The following is a 25,785-nucleotide window of genomic DNA, read 5'->3' on the forward strand; positions in this document are numbered from 1 at the left end:
CGGGCAGGACGCCGGCCGAGCCCGGACAGGGCAAAGGGCCCCGCGGGGGAACGGGGCCCTTTGTCGGTCAGCACTCGGCGTCAGGGCCGCGCCGGGTGCTGGGTGACGGCGCCGGGGGAGGAGCGCCGTCGGGGAAATGGTTCTGAGCGCGCCCGAGGCCGATGGGCCTCACGGAGCGTGAGAGTCGGGCCGTTCGCGCCAACGGTCCGAGAGTGCGGCGGGGTGTGTGGTGGCCCCCGTCCTGCAGTCATCGTCCTGGACGAGGGCCGTGCCGTGCAACCGATTCGACGCAAATTCGGCCGAGTCCGGTACCGGACACGGCGCCGGGGGGCGCCGAAACCGACCGGCCGGGGTGGTAACTGTCCGTGATAGTGGCTTGCGGGGCGCACCGGGGCGCACCGGGGCGTACGCCGGAGCGGTTGGTTGACCCGTGTGCGGCGGCCGGCACCGGTACCGGCCGCCACACCCCGGGTCCGCCCGGTCGCGGACGGGTTCGCTGTCCCCTGCTGACCCGACCGCGGCACCGGGGCGCGGTCCCACGGCGGGCCCGTGCCCGCCACGCGCACCGGTGGACCGGAGAAGAAAGATCCACGCGTGGTCCGCCGCACGCGCCGCCCGCACCTGGAGGGTGCCGGCGTCCCGCGCGGTCTCCCGGTGCAACGATTCGCCACCCTGCGCGGTCACGGGCGGCTCGGCTGGCAGTCGGGTGAAACGCTCCCGGTAGACTCGGTGGCGACACCCCTTTTGTACCGCCGCCGGAAGGCCGTCCGTGTCCTCTGTACACCCCCAGTCCCCGCCCGAGAACGACACCGTCCTGGTCGTCGACTTCGGCGCCCAGTACGCCCAGCTCATCGCCCGTCGGGTGCGTGAGGCGCGGGTTTACAGCGAGATCGTGCCGAGCTCCATGCCGGTCGCCGAGATGCTCGCCAAGAACCCGAAGGCGATCATCCTCTCCGGCGGTCCGTCGTCGGTGTACGAGGAGGGCGCTCCGCAGCTCGACCGTGCGATCTTCGAGGCCGGTGTTCCGGTGTTCGGCATGTGCTACGGCTTCCAGCTGATGGCCACCGTCCTCGGTGGCACCGTCGACAACAGCGGCGCCCGTGAGTACGGCCGCACCCCGCTGACCGTCACCCGCTCGGGCTCGACGCTGTTCGAGGGCACCCCGGACAAGCACTCGGTGTGGATGTCGCACGGCGACGCCTGCTCGGCCGCGCCGGAGGGCTTCACCGTCACCGCGTCGACCGACGTGGTGCCGGTCGCCGCGTTCGAGAACGACGAGCGCAAGCTGTACGGCGTGCAGTACCACCCCGAGGTGATGCACTCCGAGCACGGCCAGCAGGTGCTGGAGCACTTCCTGTACCGCGGCGCCGGCATCGCCCCGAACTGGACCACCACCAACGTGGTCGAGGAGCAGGTCGCGCTGATCCGCGAGCAGGTCGGCGACAAGCGCGCCATCTGCGGCCTGTCCGGTGGCGTGGACTCCGCCGTCGCCGCCGCCCTGGTGCAGCGCGCCATCGGCGACCGCCTGACCTGCGTCTACGTCGACCACGGCCTGATGCGCAAGGGCGAGACCGAGCAGGTCGAGAAGGACTTCGTCGCGGCCACCGGCGTCAAGCTGATCGTGGTCGACGCCGAGGAGCGCTTCCTGACCGCGCTGAAGGGCGTCTCCGACCCCGAGACCAAGCGCAAGATCATCGGCCGCGAGTTCATCCGGGTCTTCGAGCAGGCCCAGGCCGACATCATCGCCGACGAGGGCCCCGCCGTGGAGTTCCTGGTCCAGGGCACCCTGTACCCGGACGTGGTGGAGTCCGGCGGCGGCACCGGCACCGCCAACATCAAGTCCCACCACAACGTCGGCGGCCTCCCCGAGGACCTCGAGTTCCAGCTCGTCGAGCCGCTGCGCAAGCTGTTCAAGGACGAGGTCCGGATGGTCGGCCAGGAGCTCGGCCTGCCCGCCGAGATCGTCCAGCGCCAGCCGTTCCCCGGCCCCGGCCTCGGCATCCGCATCGTCGGCGAGGTCACCAAGGAACGCCTGGACCTGCTCCGCGACGCCGACGCCATCGCCCGCGAGGAACTGACCCTCGCCGGCCTCGACGCCGAGATCTGGCAGTGCCCCGTCGTGCTGCTCGCCGACGTCCGCTCGGTCGGCGTCCAGGGCGACGGCCGCACCTACGGCCACCCGATCGTGCTGCGCCCGGTCTCCTCCGAGGACGCCATGACCGCCGACTGGTCGCGCCTGCCCTACGAGGTGCTGGCGAAGATCTCCACCCGGATCACCAACGAGGTCAAGGACGTCAACCGCGTCGTCCTGGACGTCACCTCCAAGCCGCCGGGCACCATCGAGTGGGAGTGATCCCACCCCCGGCAACCGTGTGACCGCGCCGCCGCTCCCCGACCGAGGGAGTGGCGGCGCCGTCATGTCCGGGCGGCACCCGGCACAATCGGACCCGGTCCTGTCGGCGGTCGGCGGGCGGCGCGAGGAGAGGGCAACAGCGATGGCGACGGGCACGGGCACAGGCCTGCACGAAGGCCGGAGCACGGAGACACAGACCTGGCAGTGGAAGGCGACGGCCTCCCGCCTCGCCCTGCTGCCGCTGCGGCTGTTCCTGGGGGCGACCTTCGTCTACGCCGCCTTCGACAAGCTCTCCGACGCGCACTACCTGGCCGGCCCCGGCGACGCCGCCTCCTTCTACGCGCAGACCCAGGCCGCCAAGGCCGGCAGCCCGCTCGGCTGGGCGCTCGCCCCCGCCCTGGACTCGCCCACCTTCTTCGGCCTGCTGATCGCCTTCGGCGAGCTCGCGGTGGGCCTGGGCACCCTGTTCGGCCTGTGGGGACGGGTCGCCGCCCTCGGCGGCGCGCTGCTCAGCGCCACCCTCTGGCTGACCGTCAGCTTCCACACCACCCCGTACTACCTGGGCAACGACCTCGCCTACCTGATGGCCTGGACGCCGCTGCTGCTGGCCGGCACCCCCTACCTGTCGGTGGACGGCTACCTCGCCGCCCGGGCCGCCCGGGACCGCGCCCGCGGCCTCGCCGAGGACGCGGTGCGCCGCCGCGCCCTGCTGGACGGCGGCATCGCGGCCGTCGCGCTCGGCGGCGCCGGCCTGCTGTCCGGCTCGCTCACCGCCGCCTTCGGCCGCGACGGGATCGCGCCCGCCGCCGCCCCCGGCACCACCGGCGCGGCCCCGCAGTCCGCGGCGCCGGCGGTGGGCGTCCCCGCCGCGCAGGTCCCGGTCGGCGGCTCCGCCACCGTCAAGGACCCCGCCAGCGGCGACGCCGTGTACATCGTCCAGCCGTCCGCCGGGAAGTACGCCGGCCTGTCCTCGGTGTGCACCCACTCCGGCTGCGCCGTCAACCCGCCCAAGGACGGCCAGCTGTACTGCCCCTGCCACGGCTCCAAGTTCGACGCCGCCACCGGCGCGGTGATCAACGGGCCGGCCACCAAGCCGCTGCCCACCTACGCCGTCACCAAGAACGGCGAGCAGCTCGAACTCGGGCCGCAGAAGGGCGCCTAGTCCGTCCTAGTCCAGCGTGTGATTGTCGTCGCGGGCCCCGCCCCGGCCGCGCCTGGAGACCGCCACCAGCGCGCCGCCGAGGCCGCCCGCGCCGAGCACGATCAGCGCCAGCGGCAGCACGAACCGGCTGTTCACCTCCTGGTCGTTCACCGACGCCACCAGGTACAGCACCGCCAGCGCCGTGAACAGTCCGCCCGCGACCAGCGCGTACAGATCGAACTGATGCTTCCTCATCACCGCTCCACCCTGATGTCACCGATGCCCATGGTCACGGTCAGCTCCAGCGCCCCCTTGGACGGCTGCCCCTCCGGGACCTCGATCACCACGTTCTCGTTGGTCGCCGGGCCGCTGTACTCCTGACCGTCCGGCAGGCTCACCGAGCCCACCCCGTCGCGCAGCTTCAGCCGCAGCTCCACACCGTCCGGCACCCGCACCACCGCGTTGCCCATGCCGACCCGCAGCTGGGTGTCGAGGACGCCGCCCTTCGGGTCCAGCGCCGACAGGTCGAGCCGGACGTCGCCGACGCCCGCCGTGTACCGCGAGTGCAGGTTGTCCGCGCTCGCCGTCCACTGACGGTCGCCGACGGTGTCCGCGACCGTCACCGAGGTACCGCCCGCGACCACCAGGCCCGCCGTCAGCAGCAGCGACAGGAAGGTCAGCCCGCGGGTGCGCCCCCAGCGGGCGCTGAGCACCATCGCCAGGCCCAGCGGCAGCAGCGCCACCGCCAGCACCGTCGACCAGCGGTGGCTGCCGTGGTCGCTCACCGCCACCGCCCAGGCCGCGCCCAGCGACAGCAGCACCGCCGATGCCCCCAGGCCCGACCGCCCGCGCTCCGCGCGCCGCTTGGCCTTCCACTCGCGGTGGCGCGCCATGTTCTCCCGGTGCCGCTCCATCGCCTCCCGCTGCGCCAGGTGGCGCTGCTCGGCGCGCTCCCGGTACTGCGCCATGCTCTGTTCCATGCGCTCCTGGTAGCCCGACGGCGCGGCGGGCTCCTTGCGCAGCGGGTCGCCCTCCGGCAGGTCGGTGCGCTGCCACCAGGGCCGGGCGGGCGCGCCGGGCGGCGGCGTCGCGCCGTACGGGTTGCGCTCCGGGTGCCGCGGGTCCCACAGGTAACCGGACGGGCCGGCGGGGGGCGTGTCCCCGGGGACGGCGCCCGCCGCGTGCTCCTCGTTCCGGGTGGCGATCCGTTCGTGCAGATCAGCGGTGCGGGCCTGCCACTCGCCGCGCAGGTCGCGGCTCATCGCCTCGCCCCAGGTCTTCCAGTCCGCGAAGGTGCCGGACGGGTCCAGCCGGTCGTACGGGCCGCCGGCCGGCTTGGGGCCCGCGGTCTCGTCGCCGCTGAACCGGCGGCGGCGCTCCGGGTCGTGGCGCAGCGCCAGGAACACCAGCGCGGCCAGCATCAGCACCGGGAACAGCTGGTCGCCGTCGTTCATCGAGGAGAAGAACACCCCGGTGCCGATCACCGTCAGCAGCACCGCGCCGATCGACTGGCCGTCCACCCGGCCGGTCAGCACGCGCTGGAGTTCGGTGCGGCCGCCCTCGCCGTCGGTGGCCTCGCGCGGCACCACCAGCCAGGCCAGGCCGTACAGGAACAACCCGAGCCCGCCGGTCAGGCCGAGCACCGCGATCACCACCCGGAACACCACCGGGTCGATGTCCAGGTAGCGGCCGAGCCCGCCGCACACGCCCGCCACCACCCGGTGCCGGGAGGAGCGGGTCAGCGCCGGGCGCGGTTCGGTGGGGGCGCCCGGCGCGTCTCCCGGGATCTGGTCGTCCGTCATACCCCCCATCCTTCCGGGCCGCCGGGCCCCGCCCAACCGTCCGGAGCCCCGGAGCGACCCTGAACTGTCCCTGAGGCGGGCTCCGGGCCGAACCCTGATGCGCCGCCGACCGGGCACCTGCGACCATCGGTGCCGTGGCAGCACCCGACACCAGAACCACCGAGACCGCCCCGACCGACACGCCGGCCGGTGCGCCGCCCTACCGGCGGCTCTACCGCAGCCCGCACGGCCGGATCCTCGGCGGTGTCTGCCAGGGACTGTCGGTGCACCTCGGGGTGCCCGTCACCTGGGTGCGGGTGGCGTTCATCGTGCTGTTCTTCTCCCAGGGCATCGGCACGCTGCTGTACGCCGCGTTCTGGGTGGTGGTGCCGCTCGGCATCGGCGAGGCCGCCCCCGGCGCCCCCACCCGCACCGGGCCGCCCGCCGCCGGCGCCGGCCGCGTCGGGCGGCTGCGCGGCCTGCTGGAGCGCACCTTCCACGGCGAGGACGGCGCCCCCGGCACCTTCCCCGCCGACCTGCAGGCCGGCCCCGCCTCCGCCCCGGCCGCCCCGGCGACCACCGGGCAGCGCGGCGGCAGCCTCGGCCAGCTGTTCGCGCTGATCGGCCTGGTCATCGGCGTGATGGCGCTGCTGTCCGCGCTCGGCATCCAGACCGCCAAGCCCTACGTGTGGCCGCTGCTCGCGGTCGGCGTCGGTGTCGCCCTGGTGTGGCGGCAGGCCGACGACTCGCGCTGGCAGAACTGGTTCGGCCTGGAGCCCGGCAGCCGCAAGGGCGCCTATCTGCGGGTCGCCGCCGGTGTGCTGCTGGTGGTGGCCGGCATCATCGGCTACTTCGTGACCCAGGGCGTCGACTCGCCGATCGCCCTGGTGATCGAGTCCTCGCTGGCCGTGGTGGCGGGCGTGCTGGTGCTGGCCGGCCCGTCGATGCTGCGGATGTGGCAGGACCTCGGCGCCGAGCGCACCGCCCGCATCCGCGCCCAGGAGCGCGCCGAGATCGCCGCCCACATCCACGACTCGGTGCTGCACACGCTGACGCTGATCCAGCGCCGTGCCGAGGACCCCAAGGAGGTGCTGCGGCTGGCCCGCGCCCAGGAACGCGAACTGCGCCTGTGGCTGTACCGCCCCGAGGCCGCCGCCGAGGCCGCGCCCGATACCCTCGCCGAACACCTGCGGGCGATCGTCGCCGAGGTCGAGGACCGGCACGGCGTCCACATCGAGCTGGTCTGCGTCGGCGACTGCCCGATGGACGAGAAGATCGCCTCGCAGATGCAGGCAGCCAGGGAAGCCATGGTGAACGCCGCCAAGTACGGTGGCGGGGGACCGGTCCAGGTCTACGCGGAGGTGGAGGGGAGGACGGTGTCGGTGTTCGTTCGCGACCACGGCCCCGGCTTCGACCCCGACGACCTGCCCGAGGACCGGATGGGCGTACGCGAATCGATCATCGGCCGGATGCGGCGCAACGGCGGCACCGCACGGGTGCGGCCCGCGCCGGACGGCGGGACCGAGGTCGAGCTGGAGATGGAGAGGGCGGCAGATGACTGAGATAGCGGCACCCGAGAGGCGTGCCCGGGTGGTCCTGGTGGACGACCACCGGATGTTCCGTACCGGTGTGCGCGCCGAGATCGGGCGCACCGAGGAGACCGGCATCGACGTGGTCGGCGAGGCCGACGACGTGGAGTCGGCGGTCCGGGTGGTCGCCGAGACCCGGCCCGACGTGGTGCTGCTCGACGTCCACCTGCCCGGTGGCGGCGGCGTCGAGGTGCTGCGCCGCTCGGCGGGTGTGGAGGGGGTGCGCTTCCTCGCGCTGTCGGTCTCCGACGCCGCGGAGGACGTCATCGGTGTGATCCGCGGTGGCGCCCGCGGCTACGTCACCAAGACCATCACCGGTACCGACCTGGTCAAGGCGATCTTCCGGATCTCCGACGGCGACGCGGTGTTCTCGCCGCGGCTGGCCGGCTTCGTGCTCGACGCGTTCGCCGCCACCGACACCCCGCCGGTCGACGAGGACCTCGACCGCCTCACCCAGCGCGAGCGCGAGGTGCTGCGGCTGATCGCCCGCGGCTACGCGTACAAGGAGATCGCCAAGCAGCTGTTCATCTCGGTGAAGACGGTGGAGAGCCACGTCTCCGCGGTGCTGCGCAAGCTGCAGCTGTCGAACCGGCACGAACTGACCCGCTGGGCCACGGCCCGCCGGCTGATCTGAGGGGCCCGGGCAACGGCCCGGTCCGGGCCCGTGCCCGCCCTGTGGTGGGCGTCTCAGGCCCTCGATATTCGTGTGATATTTGTACGGATGCGTTCGAGCCGAGCGTGGCGATCGTCCGAACAAGGGGACCAGGGTGGGAATCAAGAAGGCGTCCGCGTCGGACATCGGTCCGTGGCTGCGGACGAGGGCGCCGATACCGGTCCTCGTGGCCGCCGTGCTCATGTACTTCTTCACCGTCTACAACGCGCGCCACAGCGGGATAAACATGATGGACAACACGTTCATCGTGAAGGCCGCGCAGACCTTCGTGGACGGGGGCTCGCCGTACGAGGACAAGCGGTTCCTGTACTTCCCCAGCGCCGTCCTGGTCGCCGCCCCGATGACCTTCGTCCCCCCGTACTGGCTGGGCTGGCTGGTGCCGGCGCTGACCACGGGCATGGTGATGCTCGGCTGGTTCTTCGCGGTGCGGATCTTCCGGGTGTCGGTGTTCAGCCGGCTGTCGGTGCTCGGCGTGCTGTTCCTCTGCTTCTTCGGCCCGTTCCGGAACCTGGCGCAGCTGGGCAACTGGACGGCCTACTCGGCGCTGGCGCTGCCGGCGGCCCTGCTGCTGGCCAGCCGGGCGCGCTGGGTGTGGGCGGGCGTGGTGGTCGGCCTGGCGATAGCGACCAAGCCGATGCTGGTGCCGTTCGCGCTGATCTTCCTGATCGCCCGCCGGCCCAAGGCGTTCGCGGTGGCCGCAGCCGTCCCGCTGGCCCTCTGCGGCGTGGCCGCGGCGATAATGCCGCAGCCCGGCCTGTTCTTCACCAAGACACTGCCGTTCCTGCTGCACGGGCAGGACGAGTTCGCCAGGCCGTACGACGCCTCGCTGGGCACCCTGCTGGCGCGGGTGCACTTTCCGAGCGTGGTGGCGTCGGGCGTGGCGGCGCTGCTGGCGCTGGCGCTGCTGGTCGGCGCGTGGCGGCGCTGGAACCGGGGCGACGCGGAGGACATCCGGCTGGTCGAGACCGGCGTCATGCTGATGGTGGCGGCCAACATCGTCCTCAAGCCGGCCTTCGACCACTACCTGCTGGTGACGCTCCCGGTGCTGCTCGCCTCGGTGATCCGGTCCGGCTCGGTGGCCCGTTCGTCGTGGCTGTGGGTCGCGCTGATCCCGCGGATGGCCGGGTTCACCCTGCCCTGGTTCGACGTGGTCGAGCACTGGGCGTACTCGGTGGCCGCGGTGAACGTGACCGTCGCGCTGCTCCTGCTCGACCGGGCGTTCCGGCCGGCCGCGGTGAAGAGCGCCGAGGTGCCGGACGGGCCGGCCGCGATGGACCCCGCCGTCCCTTCCCTCGGCGAGGAGATGCTTTCCGCCACGGCACAGCCGGTGCGTTGAGCACGGTGTGACCGTGATGTATCCGGTATGGAGGGATGCCGATCTTTGCCCGCCTGTGGGTGTTTTTGGGGTGACAGGAGCGCGTAAGGTCTGCTGAGGCCGGCCGGTCCGCAGTGCGGGTCGGCCTTGGCCCTTTCGCATTCCCTCGCGTCGAGAGTCCGTCATGCCTGCTGTGCCCATGCCGTCCCTCCCGGTTATAGCCGAGCCCGCTCCGATCGAGACCCCCGCGGCCAGACCGCGCCTGTACGTCCTGGACGGGCTGCGGCTGATCGCCTCGCTCGGAGTGGTCGCCTTCCACTGGACGGGTGTCGACATCCACCCGAACGTCTGGGCGGGAACCCCGCGCGCGCTGATGCCGACCATCCACTCGATCGGCTCCTACGGGTGGCTGGGTGTCCAGCTGTTCTTCCTGATCAGCGGCTTCGTCATCTGCATGTCCTGCTGGGGCAAGTCGCCGCGGGCGTACTTCAGCTCCCGGGTGGTGCGACTCTTCCCGGCGTACTGGATCGGCGTCCTGCTGACCACCGCCGTGGTCAACTACTGGCCGACCGCGCGCACGGACCGCAAGCCGATGAGCGTCAGCGACGTGCTGACCAACCTCACCATGCTGGAGCGCCCGCTCGGCGTCACCGAGGCGGACGGCGTCTACTGGACGCTCTGGATCGAGCTGCGGTTCTACATCGTGTTCGCGATCATGGTCGTGCTGGGTCTGACGTACCGCCGCCTGGTGGCGTTCTGCATGATCTGGACCACACTCGTGGTGATCTCCGCGAACGTCGACAGCCCGCTGTTCGGCTACCTGGTCCAGCCCCAGGACGCCCCTTACTTCATCGCCGGCATCGTGCTGTACCTGATCTACCGGTTCGGGGCGAACCCGCTGCTGCTCGGCATGGTGGTGTTCGAGTGGCTGATAGCCCAGAACCGGCTCCACATCACACAGGGCGGCTACGAGTACGAGGTGCACCACGCGCTCTCCTGGCCCGTCATGGCCACCCTGTCCGGCGCCGCGTTCCTGGTGATGCTCGGGGTGGCGATGGGCGCCTTCAACTCGATCCGCTGGAAGTGGCTGACCGTGGCCGGCGCCCTGACCTACCCGGTCTACCTGCTGCACCAGGAGATCGGCTGGGCGATGATCCGGCTGGCCCGTCACCAGGGCATCGGCCACAAGACGACACTGCTGCTCTGCCTGATCTTCATCCTGGCCCTGTCCTGGGTGGTGCACCGCTACGGAGAGCGGCCGCTGTCCAAGCTCCTCAAGCGGCTGATGGACGCGAAGACGCTCTCCCTGCCGAAGGCGGACCCGCCCGTCAAGCGGCGCGAACAGGCCCCCGAAGCGGCCGCGGACGACCAGGTGCTGGCCTCGCATTCATAAGCGGAGCCCGATGGCAACTAGGGTGTGGCGGGTATCGACCGCCGCCCGAAAGCCAGAGGAAGTACGTATGGGTAGTAGCACGGTGACACATGGCGCCACGGAGGCGCCGGGGGAAGTGCACCGCAGCCCGCTCCGGCAGCGCGGGGACGCCGGGGCGGCCCTGCTCCGGCGCACCTTCTGGCTCTGGCCGGCCCTGCTCACCCTCGGGCTGGGCGTCCACGGCAGCTGGCGGCCGGAACTGTGGCGTGACGAGCTGGCGACCTGGAGCGCCGCCACCCGCAGCACCGGTGAGCTGTTCGCCCTGCTGGACCACGTGGACGCGGTGTCGGGGCTGTACTACCTGCTGATGCACTTCTGGGTGTCGGCGTTCGGCGACTCGGCCACGATGCTCCGGCTGCCCTCGGCGCTGGCCATGTCCGGCGCCGCGGTGTTCGTCGCGCTGATCGGCCGCAAGCAGTTCGACACCAGGACCGGCCTGGTCGCCGGCCTGCTGTTCGCCGTCCTCCCCAGCGTGTCGCGGTACTCCCAGGAGGCCCGCTCCTACGCCTTCGCGGTGCTCGCGGTCGCCGCCGCGACCTGGTTGCTGCTGCGCGCCCTGGAACTCCCGACCTGGCGGCGCTGGCTGCCGTACTCGGTGGCCATCGCCCTCGCCGGACTGTTCCACATGATCGCGCTGTGCGTGCTCGCCCCGCACGCCGTCGTGGTGCTGCTGCGCTGGTGGCGGGAGCGCGGCCGGGCGCTGCTGATCGGGTTCCCGGTGGCGGTGCTGGTCGCGCTGCTGCCGGTGGTGCCGCTGGTGCTGCTCGGCCGCCGCCAGGTGGGCAGGCAGATCTCCTGGCTGCACGCGCCCACGCTGCAGGACTTCACCAACATGTGGCACGGCCTGTTCCAGTCGCCGCTGGTCAGCGGCTGTGTGCTGGTGCTGGCCGCGCTGCCCGCGGCCTGGCCGAAGAACCGCCGCCCGGCGTTCGAGATCGGCCTGATCGCGGCACTGCCGATCGTGGTGATCTGGTTCGTCTCGCAGGGGCAGACCGCCTACTTCCTCGACCGCTACCTGCTGTTCACCGTCCCCGCCTGGGTGGTGCTGGCCGCCGCCGGCCTGACCGCCCTGCGCCCGCGGGCACTGGTCGCGATCGGCCTGATCGGCACGGCGCTGCTCGGCGTACAGGACCAGCGGAACACTCGGACGCGGACCGCGCACGAGTGGGCCGACGAGCAGGGCGCCGCGAAGATCATCGCCGCGGGCTACCGGCCCGGCGACGGTATCGCCCCGGTGCGCGGCAACGACGCGTACATGATGCTCGACTTCGCCCTCGACTACTACCTGCCCGAACGGGTGAAGCCGAAGGACGTGTTCATCACCGAAAGCCCGGTGCAGCACAAGGACCTGTACTCGGTCGCCTGCAAGGATCCGGCGGCCTGCGCCGCAGGCGTCGACCGCATCTGGGTGGTCACCTACGGCTCCCCCCAGGACCCGTTCAAGAACATGTCCGAGGGCGAGGCCAAGGTGCTCTCCGGCGAGTACAGCACGATCCAGACCAAGCAGGTGAAGGGGATCACGGTAACCCTGGTCGAGCGCAGCAAAGCCAAGCAGTGAACGGTTTCTGACGGATCGTCCGCTGCATTTGTCAGTTCGTCGCGAACCGAGGAGGATCGGCGCAGCCGCGGGCAACGGCCCGCCTGCGACCGGTCTCGGAGGACTCTTCGGTGAGCACTGACCTCTCCCGCGCCGACGGCCGGACGGCGGATTCCGGCAGGGGCACGCCGCGGCGGTCCGCGCTGCGGGGGCGGGTCGGGCTGAGGGCCGCCGCCCCCGCCCTGCTGGGGTACATCGCGGTGCGGGCGGTCGGCGTGCTGGTGCTGGTCGCGTGGGGAGCGCGCCGGAACGTGGGTGCGTTAACCCGGCTGAGTGAACTCTGGGACGCGCTGTTCTACCAGCAGATCGCCGAGCACTGGTATGCCGGGGTGGCCCCGGTGCCCGGACCGTACGGCCCGTACGAGGCGTACGCGTTCTTCCCCGGCTACCCCGCGGCGATCCGCGCCGTCGCCTGGGCGACCCCGCTGTCCTACAGCCAGGCGGCGCTGGCGGTGGCCTGGCTGTCCTCGGTGGTCGCCGCCTGGGGGATCTTCGCGGTGGGCACGCGGATCTACAACCGCAAGGTCGGCGTGCTGGCGGCCGTGCTGTGGGGCGTGCTGCCGGTCGCGGTGGTCGAGAGCATGGCCTACTCGGAGCTGATGTTCACCGCCTTCGCCGTCTGGGCGGTGTACGCGGCGATGACCCGCAGCTGGATCGTCGCGGGAACGCTGTCGCTGCTGGCCGGCCTGTGCCGCCCGACCGGGATCGCGGTGGCGGCGGCGATCGGCTGCGCGGCCCTGTGGGAACTGGTCACCCGCCGGGGCCCGGACGCGCCCGCCTGGTGGCGGCCGGTGCTCGGCGGGCTGATCGCCCCGCTGGGGTTCGTCGGCCACGTCGCCTGGGTCGGCTGGGTCAAGGGCAGCTGGGACGGCTACTTCAAGGTCCAGGAGGCCTGGCAGTCGAAGTTCGACTTCGGCCGCAGCACCGCGCACTCCTTCATCAGGCTGCTCGGCCGGGTCGAGACCGTGTGGTTGCCGCAGGTCGTGGTGGCGGTGGTGCTGGGCGTGGCCGTGCTGCTGTTCGGGATCTCGGTGATCCAGCGGCAGCCGCTCGTCGTGGTGCTGCTGAGTGCGTTCACCCTGCTGCTGGCGCTCGGGGACGCCGCGTACTTCACCTCCCGGGCCCGGTTCCTGCTGCCCGCCATCGGCCTGCTGCTGCCGCTCGCCACGGCGCTGTCCCGAGTCCGGACCAGGGCGACCCTGCTGCTGCTGCTCGCCGGCGCCGCACTCGGCTCGGCCGCGTACGGCGGGTTCCTGGTGTTCATCTACCCGGACGCCCCGTAGCGGGCCGGTCCGCCGGGTCGGTTTCTCGCGACCGGCCGGGGATGTCGGCGGGTAGCCATAGACTCGAAGGGCCATGACTAGCCTCTTCGATGACCTCCCGCTCCCCGGCTTCGAGCGTCCTGCCGTCGGGTCGAGCCGCCGCCCCGAAGCGGCGCAGCAGCCGCCCCTGACGCTGTGGTCGGACGAGGAGGCGCCGCCCGCGGACGAGCCGTACGACGAACCGTACGAGCCGCCGTACGACCCCGGGTACGGCGCGGAGGAGAGCATCCCCGACGGGCTGTTCGAAACCGACCACGCCGCCGAGAGCGCGCGCGACGCCTGGCACCGCAACGGCGCGGAGCGCACCGTGGTCGACCCGGCGCAGCTGCTGGAAGGCATGAACGACCCGCAGCGCGAGGCGGTGCTGCACCACGGCTCGCCGCTGCTGATCGTGGCCGGCGCCGGCTCCGGCAAGACCCGGGTGCTGACCCACCGGATCGCCCACCTGCTGGCCGCCCGCGGCGTCCAGCCCGGCGAGATCCTGGCGATCACCTTCACCAACAAGGCCGCCGGCGAGATGCGCGAGCGGGTCGAGGCACTGGTCGGCCCGCGCGCCAAGGCGATGTGGGTGTCGACGTTCCACAGCGCGTGCGTCCGCATCCTGCGCCGCGAGGCGAAGCTGCTGAACATGAGCTCCAGCTTCTCGATCTACGACTCGGCGGACTCGCAGCGCCTGATGTCGCTGGTCTGCCGTGACCTGGACCTCGACCCGAAGCAGTTCCCGCCGAAGTCGTTCACCGCGAAGGTCAGCAACCTCAAGAACGAGCTGATCGACGAGGAGACGTACGCCGACCAGGCGGCGAACCCGATGGAGAAGAAGCTCGCCGAGGCGTACTTCCTCTACCAGCGGCGCCTGCGCGAGGCCAACGCGCTGGACTTCGACGACATCATCATGACCACCGTCAACCTGCTGCAGGCGTTCCCGGACGTCTCCGAGCACTACCGGCGCAGGTTCAGGCACATCCTGGTCGACGAGTACCAGGACACCAACCACGCCCAGTACACGCTGGTGCGGGAGCTGTCCGGCGGCTCGGCCGCGCACGCCCCGCGGATGACCGCGGACGGCGACTTCGTCGACCCGACGGAGGCCCGGCTGGCGCAGATCGCGCCCGCCGAGCTGTGCGTGGTCGGTGACGCCGACCAGTCGATCTACGCCTTCCGCGGCGCCACGATCCGCAACATCCTGGCGTTCGAGGAGGACTACCCGAACGCGACGACGATCCTGCTGGAGCAGAACTACCGCTCCACGCAGACCATCCTGACCGCCGCCAACTCGGTGATCGAACGCAACACCAACCGCCGCAAGAAGAACCTGTGGACGGCCGGCGACCAGGGCGAGCAGGTGGTCGGCTACGTCGCCGACGACGAGCACGGCGAGGCCCAGTTCATCGCCGACGAGATCGACCGGCTCACCGACGCCGGCCACGCCCGCCCCGGTGACGTGGCGATCTTCTACCGCACCAACGCACAGTCCCGGGTGTTCGAGGAGGTGTTCATCCGGGTCGGCCTGCCGTACAAGGTGGTCGGCGGGGTGCGCTTCTACGAGCGCAAGGAGGTCAAGGACGTCCTCGCGTACCTGCGGGTGCTGTCCAACCCGGAGGACACCGTGCCGCTGCGCCGGATCCTCAACGTGCCCAAGCGCGGCATCGGCGAACGCGCCGAGGCGATGATCGACGCGCTCGCCGCCCGCGAACGGATCTCCTTCGCGCAGGCGCTGGGGCGGGTCGACGAGGCGTACGGAATAGCGGCACGCTCCGCCAACGCGGTGAAGAAGTTCAACGACCTGCTGGCCGGGCTGCGCCAGGTCGTCGAGTCCGGGGCCGGGCCGGCCGCGGTGCTGGAGGCCGTCCTGGAGGAGACCGGGTACCTGGCCGAACTCCAGGCGTCCACCGACCCGCAGGACGAGACCCGGGTGGAGAACCTCCAGGAACTCGCCTCCGTGGCCCTCGAGTACGAGAAGGACCCGGGGGAGCGGCCCGAGGGTGACGAGGGCCCGCCGGTCGGCTCGCTCGCCGACTTCCTGGAGCGGGTGGCGCTGGTCGCCGACTCCGACCAGATCCCCGACGACGAGGACGGTGCCGGGGTGATCACGATGATGACCCTGCACACCGCCAAGGGCCTGGAGTTCCCGGTGGTGTTCCTCACCGGCATGGAGGACGGGATCTTCCCGCACATGCGGGCGCTGAACCAGGTCAAGGAACTGGAGGAGGAGCGGCGGCTCGCGTACGTCGGCCTCACCCGGGCCCGGCAGCGGCTCTACCTGACCAGGTCGGTGCTGCGCAGCGCCTGGGGGCAGCCGTCGTACAACCCGGCGTCCCGGTTCCTGGAGGAGATCCCGGAGAACCTGATCCAGTGGAAGCGCACCGGCGCGGCGGCCGTGCCCGCCTCCCGCTTCTCCTCGTCCAGCTCCTCCGGTTCTTCCGGCGGACGTAGCAGCAGCTTCTCGGCGAGTGCCTCGCCGAAGGCCGGCTGGGGCAAGTCGGCGCGCACCATGGTGGACCGGGAGGTGGTGGCGCTCACCGTCGGCGACCGGGTCAGCCACGACAGCTTCGGTCTGGGCACCGTGGTCGCCACCCAGGGCGTCGGCGACAAGGCCCGCGCCACCGTCGACTTCGGCACCGCCGGGCGCAAGGAACTGCTGCTGCGCTACGCCCCGGTCGAGAAGCTCTGACGGGAAGCGCTGAAAGGCGGTCAGCGCGGGTCGAGCCCGTGGGCGAGCAGCCACGGCACCGGGTCGACGGGGACGTCGCCGTCGGGCCGCACCTCGAAGTGCAGGTGCGGCCCGGTGCTGTTGCCGGTGTTGCCCGACCAGCCGATCACGTCACCGGCCCGGACCGGGCCGTGCAGGATCCGGTAGGAGCGCAGGTGCCCGTACACGGTGCGGGTGCCGTCGGGGGCGGTGACCGTCGCCATCCGGCCGTACGCCGGGTGCCAGCGGGTGCTGACGGTGCCGTCGGTGACCGCCAGCACCGGGGTGCCGGACGGGACGGGGAAGTCGATGCCGGTGTGCCGCGCCGCCCAGTGCGCGCCGGGCTGGCCGAACACCGCGCTCAGGCCGCGCAGCGCCACCGGCAGCGAGAAACGCCGCTCCTCCGCCTGACGTGACGCCAACCCGGCGACCTCGTTCGAGGGCTGGCGTTCCGCGCGGTCGGCGCGGTCGGTGTGCTCCGGCCCGGGACGCGGAGCGCCCTGCCTGGTCGGATCGCCGGGCCGCGGGACGGCGCCCGCCAGGCGCTGCTGCGGCGGGTGCGCCGAGACGACGGCGGCCGCGAACACACCCAGCGCCGCCACCGAGGGCAGCGCCACCGCCAGCACCGCCGTCCTGGTGGCGCTGCGGGCCCGCGCCCGGCGGTGGGCACGGGCGGCGGCACGGCTGCTGGGGACCACGGCTGTCACACCTCGCGGTGGCTCGGGGACGTACGGCAAGAACCGGTCGAGACTGTAGCGGTGCGGCGACAGAGCGGACAAAGCGTGCATTTCAGCGGGCGTGGCGCATCGGCGGCCGGGGCTCGCAGAGCGTGTGGGCTGTGATTTTCCCCTCCTCTGGAGGGGCGGGAAAGGACGGCAGCCCCGCCGGGCCGCTACCCTCCCCTCAGATCTGTTAAAAGTGGTTAACACGCCCCCGCGACGAGGTCGGCCGGGTGGTGGACGACGTGGTCCAGGAGGCAGTGATGGTTGTGTCAGGGCCGATCCGAGTGGTGGTCGCCAAGCCCGGTCTCGACGGGCACGACCGGGGCGCCAAGGTGATCGCGCGGGCGCTGCGCGACGCCGGCATGGAGGTCATCTACACCGGCCTCCACCAGACCCCCGAGCAGATCGTCGACACGGCGATCCAGGAGGACGCGGACGGCATCGGCCTGTCCATCCTGTCCGGCGCGCACATGACGCTCTGCGCCAAGGTGATAGAGCTGCTGAAGGAGCGCGACGCGGCCGACATCAAGGTGTTCTGCGGCGGGATCATCCCGGACGCCGACATCGCCGAGCTGAAGACCCTCGGCGTCGCCGACATCTTCACCCCCGGCACCCCCACCCAGGACGTGGTGAGCTGGGTCGAGGCGAACCTGCGCACCGCCAGCTGAACCTGCCGCGCGTGAATTCTCCGCAGTGGCCCCGGGCGACAACTCGCCCGGGGCCGCCGTGTTCTACCGGGTCAGTCGGTCAGCTCGGCGAGCATCGCCTGGCGGAAGCGCAGGGTGCCGGCGAGCCGGGTGAAGGTGTCGGACCAGGCGGTGTCGGGCGAGGTGTCGGCGGCCAGCGCCTCGACCGCCGGGGCGGTCTCCGGGGCGAGCGCACGCTCGGTCATGCCGAGGACGCCGCTGTGGCTCCACGGGTACGAGCCGAGCTCCGCGGCCCGCTTGAGGGCGGCGACCACGGCGGTGGACAGCGGCGGCGTCCACGGGGTGGCGCAGGCACCGAGCAGCTGGAAGGCGTCGCCGAGGCCGTGGGTCTGCACGAACGCGGCCGTCCAGGAGGCGCGTTCGGCGGGCGACAGGACGGCCAGCAGCTTCGCGGGCGCGCCCGGGGTGCGGCCCTCGCGGCCGGGGCGGGGCGGGGCGCCGAGCAGCGCCCGGGCCCAGCCGGCGTCCTGCTGGCGGACGGCGGCGCGGGCCCAGGCCTCGCGCAGGTCCTCCGCCCATTCGGCGCCGCCATCGCTGTCCGTGTCCCGGGTGGGTACGGCGAGCAGCTGTTCGGGGGTCAGGCCGGTGTCGGCGGTCCACAGCGCGAGCGGGGCGGCGGCCGCGACCTCGCCGAACCACCAGGCCCGTTCGCCGCGCCCGGTGGGCGACTTGACGGGTATGCCGTCGCGCTGCATGGCCGGGTCGCAGGCGGCGGGCGGCGTGATGTACAGCCACCCGTCCTCGTACCGGACGGCCTCCCGGGCGCGGGCGGCCATCCGGGCGGCGAGCGCCGAACCGGGCAGCGTGGAGAGCAGCTCGGCGGCGGTGGCGCGGACGTTCTTGGAGCGGTCGCCGAGCGCGGCCTCCAGGAACTCCTCGTCGGAGGCGGACAGTCCGTCCTGCATCGCGTCGAGGAACAGCACCCGGTCCTCGGCCCGCTCGGTGGACCAGGTGGAGACGAGCAGGGCCAGGCCGGCCGCCGGGTCGGTCCGGCGCAGCCGGGTCAGGTGGGTGACGCGTTCGGCGAACAGGCCCTCCTGCCAGAGGCGTTCGCCGGGCTCTCCGGTGGTGTCGTGGTCGGCGGCGGTGCGGGTGACGTACCGCCAGTCGGGGTTCTGCGGGGCCAGCCAGCGGCCGAGCGGGCCGGCCAGCGTGACGGCGTCGGCACGCAGTTCGGAGCGGGCCCGGGCGGAGTCCAGCAGCGCCGGGACGAGCGCGGGCGGCAGTCGGTAGCCGTGCGCGCGGGCCGCGGCGAGCCACTGCGGGAGCAGCTCGGCCAGGTTGGCGGTGGAGCCGTGGCCGCCGCGGGTGCCGAGCAGCACGGCGAGCCGGCGGGCGGCGGGTTCGGGCAGCGCCGGGCGGGTGTCCTCCGGGGCGGGCGCGGGGGTGTCGACGGCGGGCCCGGGCAGCGCGCCGGCCCGGCGGCGGACCGCCGCGAGGGCGGCCAGGTCGAGCAGCGCGGTGGCCGGCTCGGCGCGGTCCACGGACCCGGCGAGCGGTGTGCCGGGCTCGGGCAGCGGGCGGCGGTCGGTGCCGAGCAGGGCCGCGCCCTGCAGCTCGGCCCACTGGTCGGCGGCGACTGCGGGGGCGGTCATGCGCGGCCTCCCGTCGGACGGGCGGTGGTGCGGTGACGGCGGCCCCAGCCGCTGGCGGTGGCGGCGCGGCGGGCGGCGTGGTGCAGGCAGATGCGTCGGACGGCGGCGCGCTGGCGGGTGCGGGTGCAGGACATGTGGTTCCTCCGGTTGACGGGCCGTCGGGAACGCCGGGGAGCGCCGATGGGCCGGTCGGTCGGGTGTGGTGGCTTTGCGTTCGGCCGGCATCGGGGCGCGGCCGGGCACGCCGAAGCCGTGACGTGGCGTCAGGGTGGTTCGGCGGCGGTGGTGGGAGTGTCAGCCGAGGCCGACGGGGCGGCGCTCGGCGTCCCAGGCGGTGACCGGCGTGAAGCCGGCGTGACCGCACTCGCCGAACAGGGTGACGGGGTGGCCGGCGGAGACCGCGGCGAGGCGCCACAGCGCGGCCTCGGCGAGCGCGCCGCGGCGCACCGGCAGGGTGTGCCGGCCGTCGGTGAGCTGCCAGCCTTCCGCGGTGAGGACGGGCACGACGTCGGTGAGGACGGCGGGCCAGCTGTCCAGCCACGGATCCTCGGCGACGGCGGTGCCGTACGCGGCCAGCGCCTCCGCCGGGGACAGCCCGGCGGGCACGGCGGCCGGGGCCGGCTCGGGGCTGCCGTAGCGGGTGCCGAGGACGGCGCGCAGCGGGCGGGCGCCGGGGTGGAAGGCCAGGTCGGCCTCCAGCAGGCGGCCGGTGGGCAGTGCCAGGTCCGGCGCCTGGCCGGGGCGGCCGAAGGCCAGCAGCAGGGCGTCGCGGCCGGTCTTCGCGCCGCGCAGCCACACCCGGCGGGTGGTGAGCCGCTCGTCGGCGGTGTCGCGGCTGCCCAGCACCTGCCAGCGGTCGCGGACGGTCGGCCCGGCGAGCAGTTCGGCGGTGTCGGTGGTGAAGCCGACCCGGGTGCGGACGGTGGCGGCGAGCGCCTCCGGCAGGGTGTCGATCCGGCCGTACGCGCCGGCCAGCAGGTGCAGCATCGCGTACTCCTCCAGCAGGGCGTCCTGCGGGGTGTCGGCCAGCGCCCGGACCCGGCCGGCCAGGCCCGGGGCCTGCGCGTCGACCATCCGGGCGGCGACCTCGTCCCACGCGCCGGCCGGCAGCGGGTCGGCGAGGCCCCGGCGGACCCCGTCGGCCAGCCGCAGCCGCAGGTCGAGGGCGCCCGCGGCGACCCGCGCGGAGCGCTTGGCGGCCCGCTTGCGGGCGGCCTCCGGGTCGGCGTCGGCGGCCTTCGCCTGCTGCTTGGCCGCCTTCTCGGCGGCGGCCTCGCTGCGGCCGTTCAGCCACTCCGACACCCAGTCCGGCGGCTCGGCGGCCGCCGTGACGGCCTCCGGCCCGGCCGCCCACAGCAGCAGCAGGCCCAGGGCGTGCTTGCACGGGAACTTCCGGCTCGGACAGCTGCACTTGTAGGCGGGGGTGCCGAGCTCCACCGCCGTCCGGTACGGCGTGCTGCCGCTGCCCTTGCACAGGCCCCACAGCGCGCCCTGCCCGGTGCCGGTACCGCTCCACGGGGCGGGCCCGGAGAGCTTGCCCGCGGCTTTCAGGGACGCCGGGTCGGGGGCCAGGGAAAGGACGTGTTCGGTGCTCCAGCGTTCCTCCATGCCCACGACGCTAGGCGGTGCCACTGACAGTTGAGGGTCGGTCAGGGCGTGCCCGGCGGCCCGGCCTTCTCCGGTCGGGGACTCGTCAGGCCGGCGCCGGCGGGCAGCCCGAGTCGACGCGTTCGACCAGGTCGGCGCGGAGCGCGGCGAGTTCGGCGGTGCGGGCGTCGATCAGCGCGATCTTCTGCCGCAGCAGCTCGGAGAGCCGCTCGGCGGCGTCCGGCGCGCCGTCCAGCTCGGCGCCGGTGCGGGCGATCTCGGCGAGCGTGAAGCCGAGCGCCTGCGCGGTGCGGACGTACCGCAGCCAGGGCACCGCCTCGGGCGGGAAGTCGCGGTAGCCGTTCGGCAGCCGGCGGGCCGTCAGCAGGCCCGTGCGCTCGTAGAAGCGCACCGCGTCCCGGCTCAGCCCGGCCTGCTCGGCGAGTTCCCCGATCCTCATGTCCCTGCCCCCGTCGGCGACTTGACCTTGGACAGTACTCCAGGGTCGAGCCTGGGGCGGTCCGCACCGAAGAAGGAGACCGCCCGATGACGCCCCTCCGTACGGTCCGTGCCAGCGCCTGGTACGACCTGCTGGTCACCGCCCCGTTCGCCACCCCCTGGACCTTCGCCCTCGCGCACCGCGCGCTGTCCACCGCCGGGCGGGCCCTCGGGCTCGGCGAACTGCCGCCGCCGGAGCCCGTACTGACGCTGTTCGCCAACCTGATGGGCTCGCTGGTGGTGGTGTGGGCGCTGCTGCGGCTGCTGCGCCCGCTGCCGGTGCACGGACTGTACGACGGTGCGGCCAGGGTGCTGTTCGCCTGCTGGCAGGCCTGGGCGCTGGCGCACGGCGCGACCGGACTGCTGTGGGGCTTCCTCGCCGTCGAGGTGGCGTTCGGCGCGGCCCAGCTCTGGCCGATCGTCGCCAACCGTGCTGCCGCAGTGCGGAGTTGAGTCAGCCGGTGGCGCGGCCCGCGGCGTGCAGCAGCCGCCACCAGTCGTCCCATTCGAGGTCGTCCACGGCGGCCTGGACCAGCTCGGGGAAGCGGGGCCCGGCCACCCATTCGAACACGAACACCTCGAGGCTGTCGGCGATCCGCTCCAGGCGGCACCCCTGGTACCAGAGGCCGCCGTCGTCGCGGACCGCCCAGACGCTGCCGTCCGCCGTGTCGAGCAGCAGCGGGGCCTCGTTGACGAAGCCGATGTTCAGGTAGTGCCCGGCGTCCGGGATCCCGGCGGCCAGGGCCAGTACCTCCAGGCCCTGGAAGAACCCGATCTGCCCGGCGGAGTGCAGGGACGCCCGCACGCCGAAGCAGGGCCCGTCGCTCAGCGCCAGCAGCCGGCGCAGGTCCGGCGGCAGTTCGTCGGGCAGCTCCTCGGCAGGAGCGCCCGCGGGGAGGCCGACCGCCGCGAGGTCGAAGTTCTCCCGCCGGGCCCGCGTCAGTGTCGCGAAGAGCTGTTCCATGGTCCGGTCCCTCGCGTCGTGCGGCATTCGCGGATTCTTCCACGGCGTGGCCGACGTGCCGTCAGGAGCCGGTCCGGTTGTCAGTGGCAGGCGGCAAAGTAGTGGTTGCACGGGGCGAACGGGAGTTCGTTCTCCCAGGTCAGCGTCGTGCCATTCCTTCTTCGCGCCCTTTCTGCGCAGTGTTCTGACGTCCCGTGAGATCGGAGCAGTCGATGACCACCGAGACGACCAGCGAGGTCCTGCGGCAGCACGCCGAGGACGCGTTCGCCGAGGAGCTGGCCGCCCTCGCCCGGCACGACGACCGGGCCCGGCCGGAGCGCTGGCGGCTGTCGCCGTGGGCGGTCGCCACCTATCTGCTGGGCGGCGAGCTCGCCGACGGCACCGTGATCACGCCCAAGTACATCGGCCCGCGCCGGGTGATCGAGGTCGCCGTCACCACGCTGGCCACCGACCGGGCGCTGCTGCTGCTCGGCGTGCCCGGCACCGCCAAGACCTGGGTGTCCGAGCACCTGGCCGCCGCGATCTCCGGCGACTCCACGCTGCTCGTCCAGGGCACCGCCGGCACCCCCGAGGAGGCCGTCCGCTACGGCTGGAACTACGCGCAGCTGCTCGCCCACGGCCCCAGCGAGGACGCCCTGGTGCCGTCCCCGCTGATGCGCGCCATGCGGGACGGGCAGATCGCCCGGGTCGAGGAGCTCACCCGCATCCCCGCCGACGTGCAGGACAGTCTGATCACCATCCTGTCCGAGAAGACCCTGCCGGTGCCCGAACTCGGCACCGAGGTCCAGGCGGTGCGCGGCTTCAACGTGATCGCCACCGCCAACGACCGCGACCGCGGCGTCAACGAGCTCTCCTCCGCACTGCGCCGCCGCTTCAACACCGTGGTGCTGCCGCTGCCCGCCACCCTCGAGGAGGAGGTGGAGATCGTCACCCGCCGGGTCGGCCAGCTCGGCCGCTCCCTCGACCTGCCCGAACTGCCGGGCGGTGCCGAGGAGATCCGCCGGGTGGTCACCGTCTTCCGCGAGCTGCGGGCCGGCCTGACCGCCGACGGCCGCACCAAGGTGAAGACCCCCAGCGGCACGCTGTCCACCGCCGAGGCGATCTCGGTGGTCACCAACGGGCTCGCGCTGGCCACCCACTTCGGCGACGGCGTGCTGCGGGCCGGCGACGTCACCGACGGCATCGTCGGCGCCGTGGTCCGCGACCCGGTCGCCGACCGCCAGGTGTGGCGCGAGTACGTGGAAGGCGTGGTCCGCGACCGCGACGGCTGGAAGGACTTCTACCGGGCCGCTCGGGAGGTCTCCGCGTGAGTGCCCAGGTGACGCTGCTCGGGGTGCGCCACCACGGCCCCGGCTCGGCCCGCGCGGTCGCCGCCGCGCTGGCCGCCCTGCAGCCCGACGCGGTGCTGATCGAGGGCCCGCCGGAGGCCGACGAACTGACCGGGCTGGCCGCCGAGAAGGACATGGTGCCGCCGGTCGCCCTGCTCGCCCACGTCAGCGACGACCCGGCGCGGGCCGCGTTCTGGCCGGTTGCCGAGTTCTCCCCCGAATGGGTGGCGCTGCGGTACGCCGCGGACGTCGGGGTGCCGGTCCGCTTCATCGACCTGCCCGCCGGGCAGAGCCTCGCGCTCGGCCCGCGCGGATCGAACCCGGATGCGACAAACGAGGCCGACGGCGCGTCAGAAGGAGTGGAGGAGGGGTCGGGAGTGCCGGGGGGCACTTCCGGGCCCGCCCCCGCCGCTGTCCCCGTCGACCCGATCGCCGAACTCGCCGCCGCCGCCGGGCACCCCGACCCGGAGGCCTGGTGGGAGGACGTGATCGAGCACCGCACCCCGGGCGACGATGCGCTCGAACCGTTCGCGGCCGTCGCCGAGGCGATGACCGCGCTGCGTGAGCACCACCCCGTCGAGCGGCGCGACGAGATCCGCGAGGCCGCCATGCGGCAGCAGATCCGGGCCGCCCGCCGGGCCGGGCACCGCACCATCGCGGTGGTCTGCGGCGCCTGGCACGTCCCCGCGCTGGCCGTCATGCCGACCGTCGCGCACGACCGGGCGCTGCTCGCCGAACTCCCCAAGAAGCTGAAGACCGAAGTCACCTGGGTGCCGTGGACCCACCGCCGGCTGTCCCAGCACACCGGCTACGGCGCCGGCATCGACTCGCCCGGCTGGTACCAGCACCTGTACACCACGCCCGAACAGCCGCTCGCCCGCTGGATGACCAAGGTCGCCGAACTGCTGCGTGCCGAGGACCACCCGGTCTCCTCCGCGCACGTCATCGAGGCGATCCGGCTCGCCGACACCCTCGCCGCGATGCGCGGCCGCCCGCTGCCCGGCCTCACCGAGACCCTGGACGCGGTGCGCGCCGTCATGTGCGACGGCTCCGACCTCGCCCTCGCGCTGGTCCACGACAAGCTGGTGGTCGGCGACGCACTCGGCGAAGTCCCCGACGGCGCGCCCGCGGTGCCACTGCAGCGCGACCTGACCCGCCTTCAGCGCACCCTGCGGCTCAAGCCCGAGGCAACGACCCGCGAACTCGTCCTCGACCTGCGCAAGGACCTCGACGCCGAACGCTCCCGCCTGCTGCACCGGCTGCGACTGCTCGGCCTGCACTGGGGCCGGCCGGTCCGCGACAGCGTGCAGTCCACCGGCACCTTCCGGGAGACCTGGCAGCTCGCCTGGGAACCCGAGTTCTCCGTCCGCCTGGTCGAGGCCGGCCAGTGGGGCACCACCGTGCAGGGCGCCGCCACCGGCAAGGCCGTCGCCGAGGCCGCCACCGCCGAACTCACCGCGCTCACCGAACTCGCCGAACACTGCCTGCTCGCCGCGCTGCCCGACGCACTGCCCGAGGTGATGCGACGGCTCGCCGACCGTGCCGCGCTCGACACCGACGCCGGACACCTCGCCACCGCGCTGCCCGCCCTGGTCCGCACCCTGCGCTACGGCGACGTCCGGGCCACCGACACCAGCGCCCTCACCGCCGTCGCCCTCGGCCTCGCCGAACGCCTCTGCGTCGCCCTGCCCGCCGCCTGCACCGGACTCGACGCGGACGGCGCGAGTGCTCGTCGCACCGAACTCGACGCCGTCCACCAGGCGATCGCGCTGCTCTCCTCCACCGAGGTCGGCGAACAGTGGGCCGGCACCCTCACCGCGATCGCCGCCCGCGAACCGCACGGCGGCCCCGCCACCGGCGTCCCCGGCCTGCTCCGAGGCCGCGCCGTCCGACTCCTGCTGGACGACGGCCGGATCGACACCGAGGAAGCCGGCCGACGCCTCGGCCTGGTCCTCTCCGTCGCCTCCGGCCCACTGGACGCCGCGGGCTGGGTCGAAGGCCTGGTCTCCGGCGGCGGCGCGCTGCTCCTCCACGACCCGGCGCTGCTCGGCCTGCTCGACACCTGGCTGTGCGGCGTCCCCGCCGACACCTTCACCGACCTGCTGCCGGTACTGCGCCGCACCTTCTCCTCCCTGGAGACGGGCGTCCGCCACACCATCGGCTCCCGGGTCGCCGCCGGACCACTGAACACTTCCGTGGTGGACAGCGGCCCGGACGTCGAACTGGACGCGGAGCGCGCGGACGCGACGACGTCCGTGCTGGCGCTGCTCCTCGGCGTGCAGCAGCCGGTCATCCCGCGCCAGGCGGACCGCCGCGCCGGCTGACATGTCGTAGGCGGGCGGCAGGATCGGTGTTGTTCCCACCGCGTGGGCGGCCCGCAGGGCGCAACTCGCTGCGCTGCCCCGAGTTGTTCCGGTGTCTCGCGCAGCTCCCCGCCGGCCGGGGCGGCCCGCAGGGCGTACTTGCGGGGCTGCCCCGATCTTCCCCTTGTT

21 protein-coding genes and 1 pseudogene are annotated in these 25,785 nt (G+C 73.2%); 14 read left to right on the forward strand and 8 right to left on the reverse strand.

The annotated features are described in order from the left end of the window. The first annotated feature begins 769 nt into the window (after positions 1-769). From guaA to ACIHEI_RS14905, 3 genes and pseudogenes are all read left to right on the forward strand, one after another. The gene (gene guaA, locus ACIHEI_RS14895; protein WP_396606868.1) at positions 770-2,353 is read left to right on the forward strand and encodes a glutamine-hydrolyzing GMP synthase; all 1,584 of its coding nucleotides are present in this window, start codon (positions 770-772) and stop codon (positions 2,351-2,353) included. A 142-nt stretch (positions 2,354-2,495) separates the two neighbouring features. Continuing rightward, positions 2,496-3,014, forward strand: a pseudogene (locus tag ACIHEI_RS14900) (DoxX family membrane protein); the annotation flags it as partial. Positions 3,015-3,206: 192 nt separating this feature from the next. Further along, positions 3,207-3,515 carry a ubiquinol-cytochrome c reductase iron-sulfur subunit gene (locus ACIHEI_RS14905; protein WP_396606965.1) on the forward strand — a complete coding sequence of 103 codons (309 nt, stop codon included), beginning with the start codon at positions 3,207-3,209 and terminating at the stop codon, positions 3,513-3,515. Positions 3,516-3,521: 6 nt separating this feature from the next. Here ACIHEI_RS14905 and ACIHEI_RS14910 read toward each other — a convergent pair whose 3' ends face one another. Then, positions 3,522-3,749 (reverse strand): hypothetical protein, encoded by a 228-nt coding sequence (locus ACIHEI_RS14910; protein ID WP_387644585.1) that lies wholly within the window; start codon positions 3,747-3,749, stop codon positions 3,522-3,524. Further along, the gene (locus ACIHEI_RS14915) at positions 3,749-5,296 is read right to left on the reverse strand and encodes a PspC domain-containing protein (protein ID WP_396606869.1); all 1,548 of its coding nucleotides are present in this window, start codon (positions 5,294-5,296) and stop codon (positions 3,749-3,751) included. Before ACIHEI_RS14915 ends, ACIHEI_RS14910 begins: the two co-directional genes overlap by 1 nt. Positions 5,297-5,430: 134 nt before the next feature. Here ACIHEI_RS14915 and ACIHEI_RS14920 point away from each other — a divergent pair, with 134 nt between their 5' ends. The 7 genes from ACIHEI_RS14920 to pcrA all read left to right on the forward strand — a co-directional run bounded on the left by ACIHEI_RS14920 (position 5,431) and on the right by pcrA (position 15,874). Further along, positions 5,431-6,837, forward strand: a complete 1,407-nt coding sequence (locus ACIHEI_RS14920) for a PspC domain-containing protein (protein WP_396606870.1) — start codon at positions 5,431-5,433, stop codon at positions 6,835-6,837. Then, positions 6,830-7,498: a LuxR C-terminal-related transcriptional regulator gene (locus ACIHEI_RS14925; protein WP_387644591.1), complete on the forward strand. Its 669-nt coding sequence runs from the start codon at positions 6,830-6,832 to the stop codon at positions 7,496-7,498. Before ACIHEI_RS14920 ends, ACIHEI_RS14925 begins: the two co-directional genes overlap by 8 nt. Positions 7,499-7,631: 133 nt before the next feature. Continuing rightward, positions 7,632-8,873 carry a glycosyltransferase family 87 protein gene (locus ACIHEI_RS14930; protein ID WP_396606871.1) on the forward strand — a complete coding sequence of 414 codons (1,242 nt, stop codon included), beginning with the start codon at positions 7,632-7,634 and terminating at the stop codon, positions 8,871-8,873. 163 nt (positions 8,874-9,036) lie between these two features. Beyond that, positions 9,037-10,245, forward strand: a complete 1,209-nt coding sequence (locus tag ACIHEI_RS14935; RefSeq protein WP_396606872.1) for an acyltransferase family protein — start codon at positions 9,037-9,039, stop codon at positions 10,243-10,245. A gap of 115 nt (positions 10,246-10,360) precedes the next feature. After that, on the forward strand, positions 10,361-11,842 hold the full coding sequence (locus ACIHEI_RS14940; protein ID WP_396606873.1) for a glycosyltransferase family 39 protein: 1,482 nt from the start codon (positions 10,361-10,363) through the stop codon (positions 11,840-11,842). A 110-nt stretch (positions 11,843-11,952) separates the two neighbouring features. Continuing rightward, positions 11,953-13,164, forward strand: a complete 1,212-nt coding sequence (locus tag ACIHEI_RS14945) for a hypothetical protein (protein WP_396606874.1) — start codon at positions 11,953-11,955, stop codon at positions 13,162-13,164. A 73-nt stretch (positions 13,165-13,237) separates the two neighbouring features. Beyond that, complete coding sequence (gene pcrA, locus ACIHEI_RS14950) at positions 13,238-15,874, forward strand: DNA helicase PcrA (protein WP_396606875.1); 2,637 nt, start codon at positions 13,238-13,240, stop codon at positions 15,872-15,874. Positions 15,875-15,894: 20 nt separating this feature from the next. On the opposite strand, the gene ACIHEI_RS14955 is transcribed toward pcrA, so the two are convergent. Continuing rightward, complete coding sequence (locus ACIHEI_RS14955) at positions 15,895-16,590, reverse strand: M23 family metallopeptidase (protein WP_392955785.1); 696 nt, start codon at positions 16,588-16,590, stop codon at positions 15,895-15,897. 284 nt (positions 16,591-16,874) lie between these two features. On the opposite strand from ACIHEI_RS14955, the gene ACIHEI_RS14960 reads away from it, so the two are divergent. After that, positions 16,875-17,282, forward strand: a complete 408-nt coding sequence (locus ACIHEI_RS14960; protein WP_387644611.1) for a cobalamin B12-binding domain-containing protein — start codon at positions 16,875-16,877, stop codon at positions 17,280-17,282. Positions 17,283-17,353: 71 nt separating this feature from the next. Here the strand turns inward: ACIHEI_RS14960 and ACIHEI_RS14965 are convergent, their stop codons facing one another. The 4 genes from ACIHEI_RS14965 to ACIHEI_RS14980 all read right to left on the reverse strand — a co-directional run bounded on the left by ACIHEI_RS14965 (position 17,354) and on the right by ACIHEI_RS14980 (position 20,963). After that, complete coding sequence (locus tag ACIHEI_RS14965) at positions 17,354-18,916, reverse strand: DUF5691 domain-containing protein (protein ID WP_396606876.1); 1,563 nt, start codon at positions 18,914-18,916, stop codon at positions 17,354-17,356. Then, positions 18,913-19,050: a hypothetical protein gene (locus ACIHEI_RS14970; RefSeq protein WP_387644617.1), complete on the reverse strand. Its 138-nt coding sequence runs from the start codon at positions 19,048-19,050 to the stop codon at positions 18,913-18,915. The genes ACIHEI_RS14965 and ACIHEI_RS14970 overlap by 4 nt, the downstream gene beginning before the upstream one ends. Positions 19,051-19,210: 160 nt before the next feature. Further along, positions 19,211-20,524, reverse strand: a complete 1,314-nt coding sequence (locus ACIHEI_RS14975) for an SWIM zinc finger family protein (protein WP_396606877.1) — start codon at positions 20,522-20,524, stop codon at positions 19,211-19,213. 85 nt (positions 20,525-20,609) lie between these two features. Further along, the gene (locus ACIHEI_RS14980) at positions 20,610-20,963 is read right to left on the reverse strand and encodes a MerR family transcriptional regulator (protein WP_396606878.1); all 354 of its coding nucleotides are present in this window, start codon (positions 20,961-20,963) and stop codon (positions 20,610-20,612) included. An 86-nt stretch (positions 20,964-21,049) separates the two neighbouring features. On the opposite strand from ACIHEI_RS14980, the gene ACIHEI_RS14985 reads away from it, so the two are divergent. Next, entirely contained in the window at positions 21,050-21,454 is a 405-nt protein-coding gene (locus tag ACIHEI_RS14985; RefSeq protein WP_396606879.1) for a hypothetical protein, read from the forward strand. A 1-nt stretch (position 21,455) separates the two neighbouring features. On the opposite strand, the gene ACIHEI_RS14990 is transcribed toward ACIHEI_RS14985, so the two are convergent. Then, positions 21,456-21,965: a hypothetical protein gene (locus tag ACIHEI_RS14990; RefSeq protein WP_396606880.1), complete on the reverse strand. Its 510-nt coding sequence runs from the start codon at positions 21,963-21,965 to the stop codon at positions 21,456-21,458. 212 nt (positions 21,966-22,177) lie between these two features. On the opposite strand from ACIHEI_RS14990, the gene ACIHEI_RS14995 reads away from it, so the two are divergent. Both ACIHEI_RS14995 and ACIHEI_RS15000 read left to right on the forward strand, forming a co-directional pair. Continuing rightward, positions 22,178-23,275, forward strand: coding sequence for an AAA family ATPase (locus ACIHEI_RS14995; RefSeq protein ID WP_387644634.1), 1,098 nt, complete (start codon positions 22,178-22,180; stop codon positions 23,273-23,275). Then, positions 23,272-25,617, forward strand: a complete 2,346-nt coding sequence (locus ACIHEI_RS15000; RefSeq protein WP_396606881.1) for a DUF5682 family protein — start codon at positions 23,272-23,274, stop codon at positions 25,615-25,617. Before ACIHEI_RS14995 ends, ACIHEI_RS15000 begins: the two co-directional genes overlap by 4 nt. Positions 25,618-25,785 lie beyond the last annotated feature (168 nt).

This window comes from Kitasatospora sp. NPDC051984, assembly GCF_044593455.1.
Classification (GTDB): domain Bacteria; phylum Actinomycetota; class Actinomycetes; order Streptomycetales; family Streptomycetaceae; genus Kitasatospora.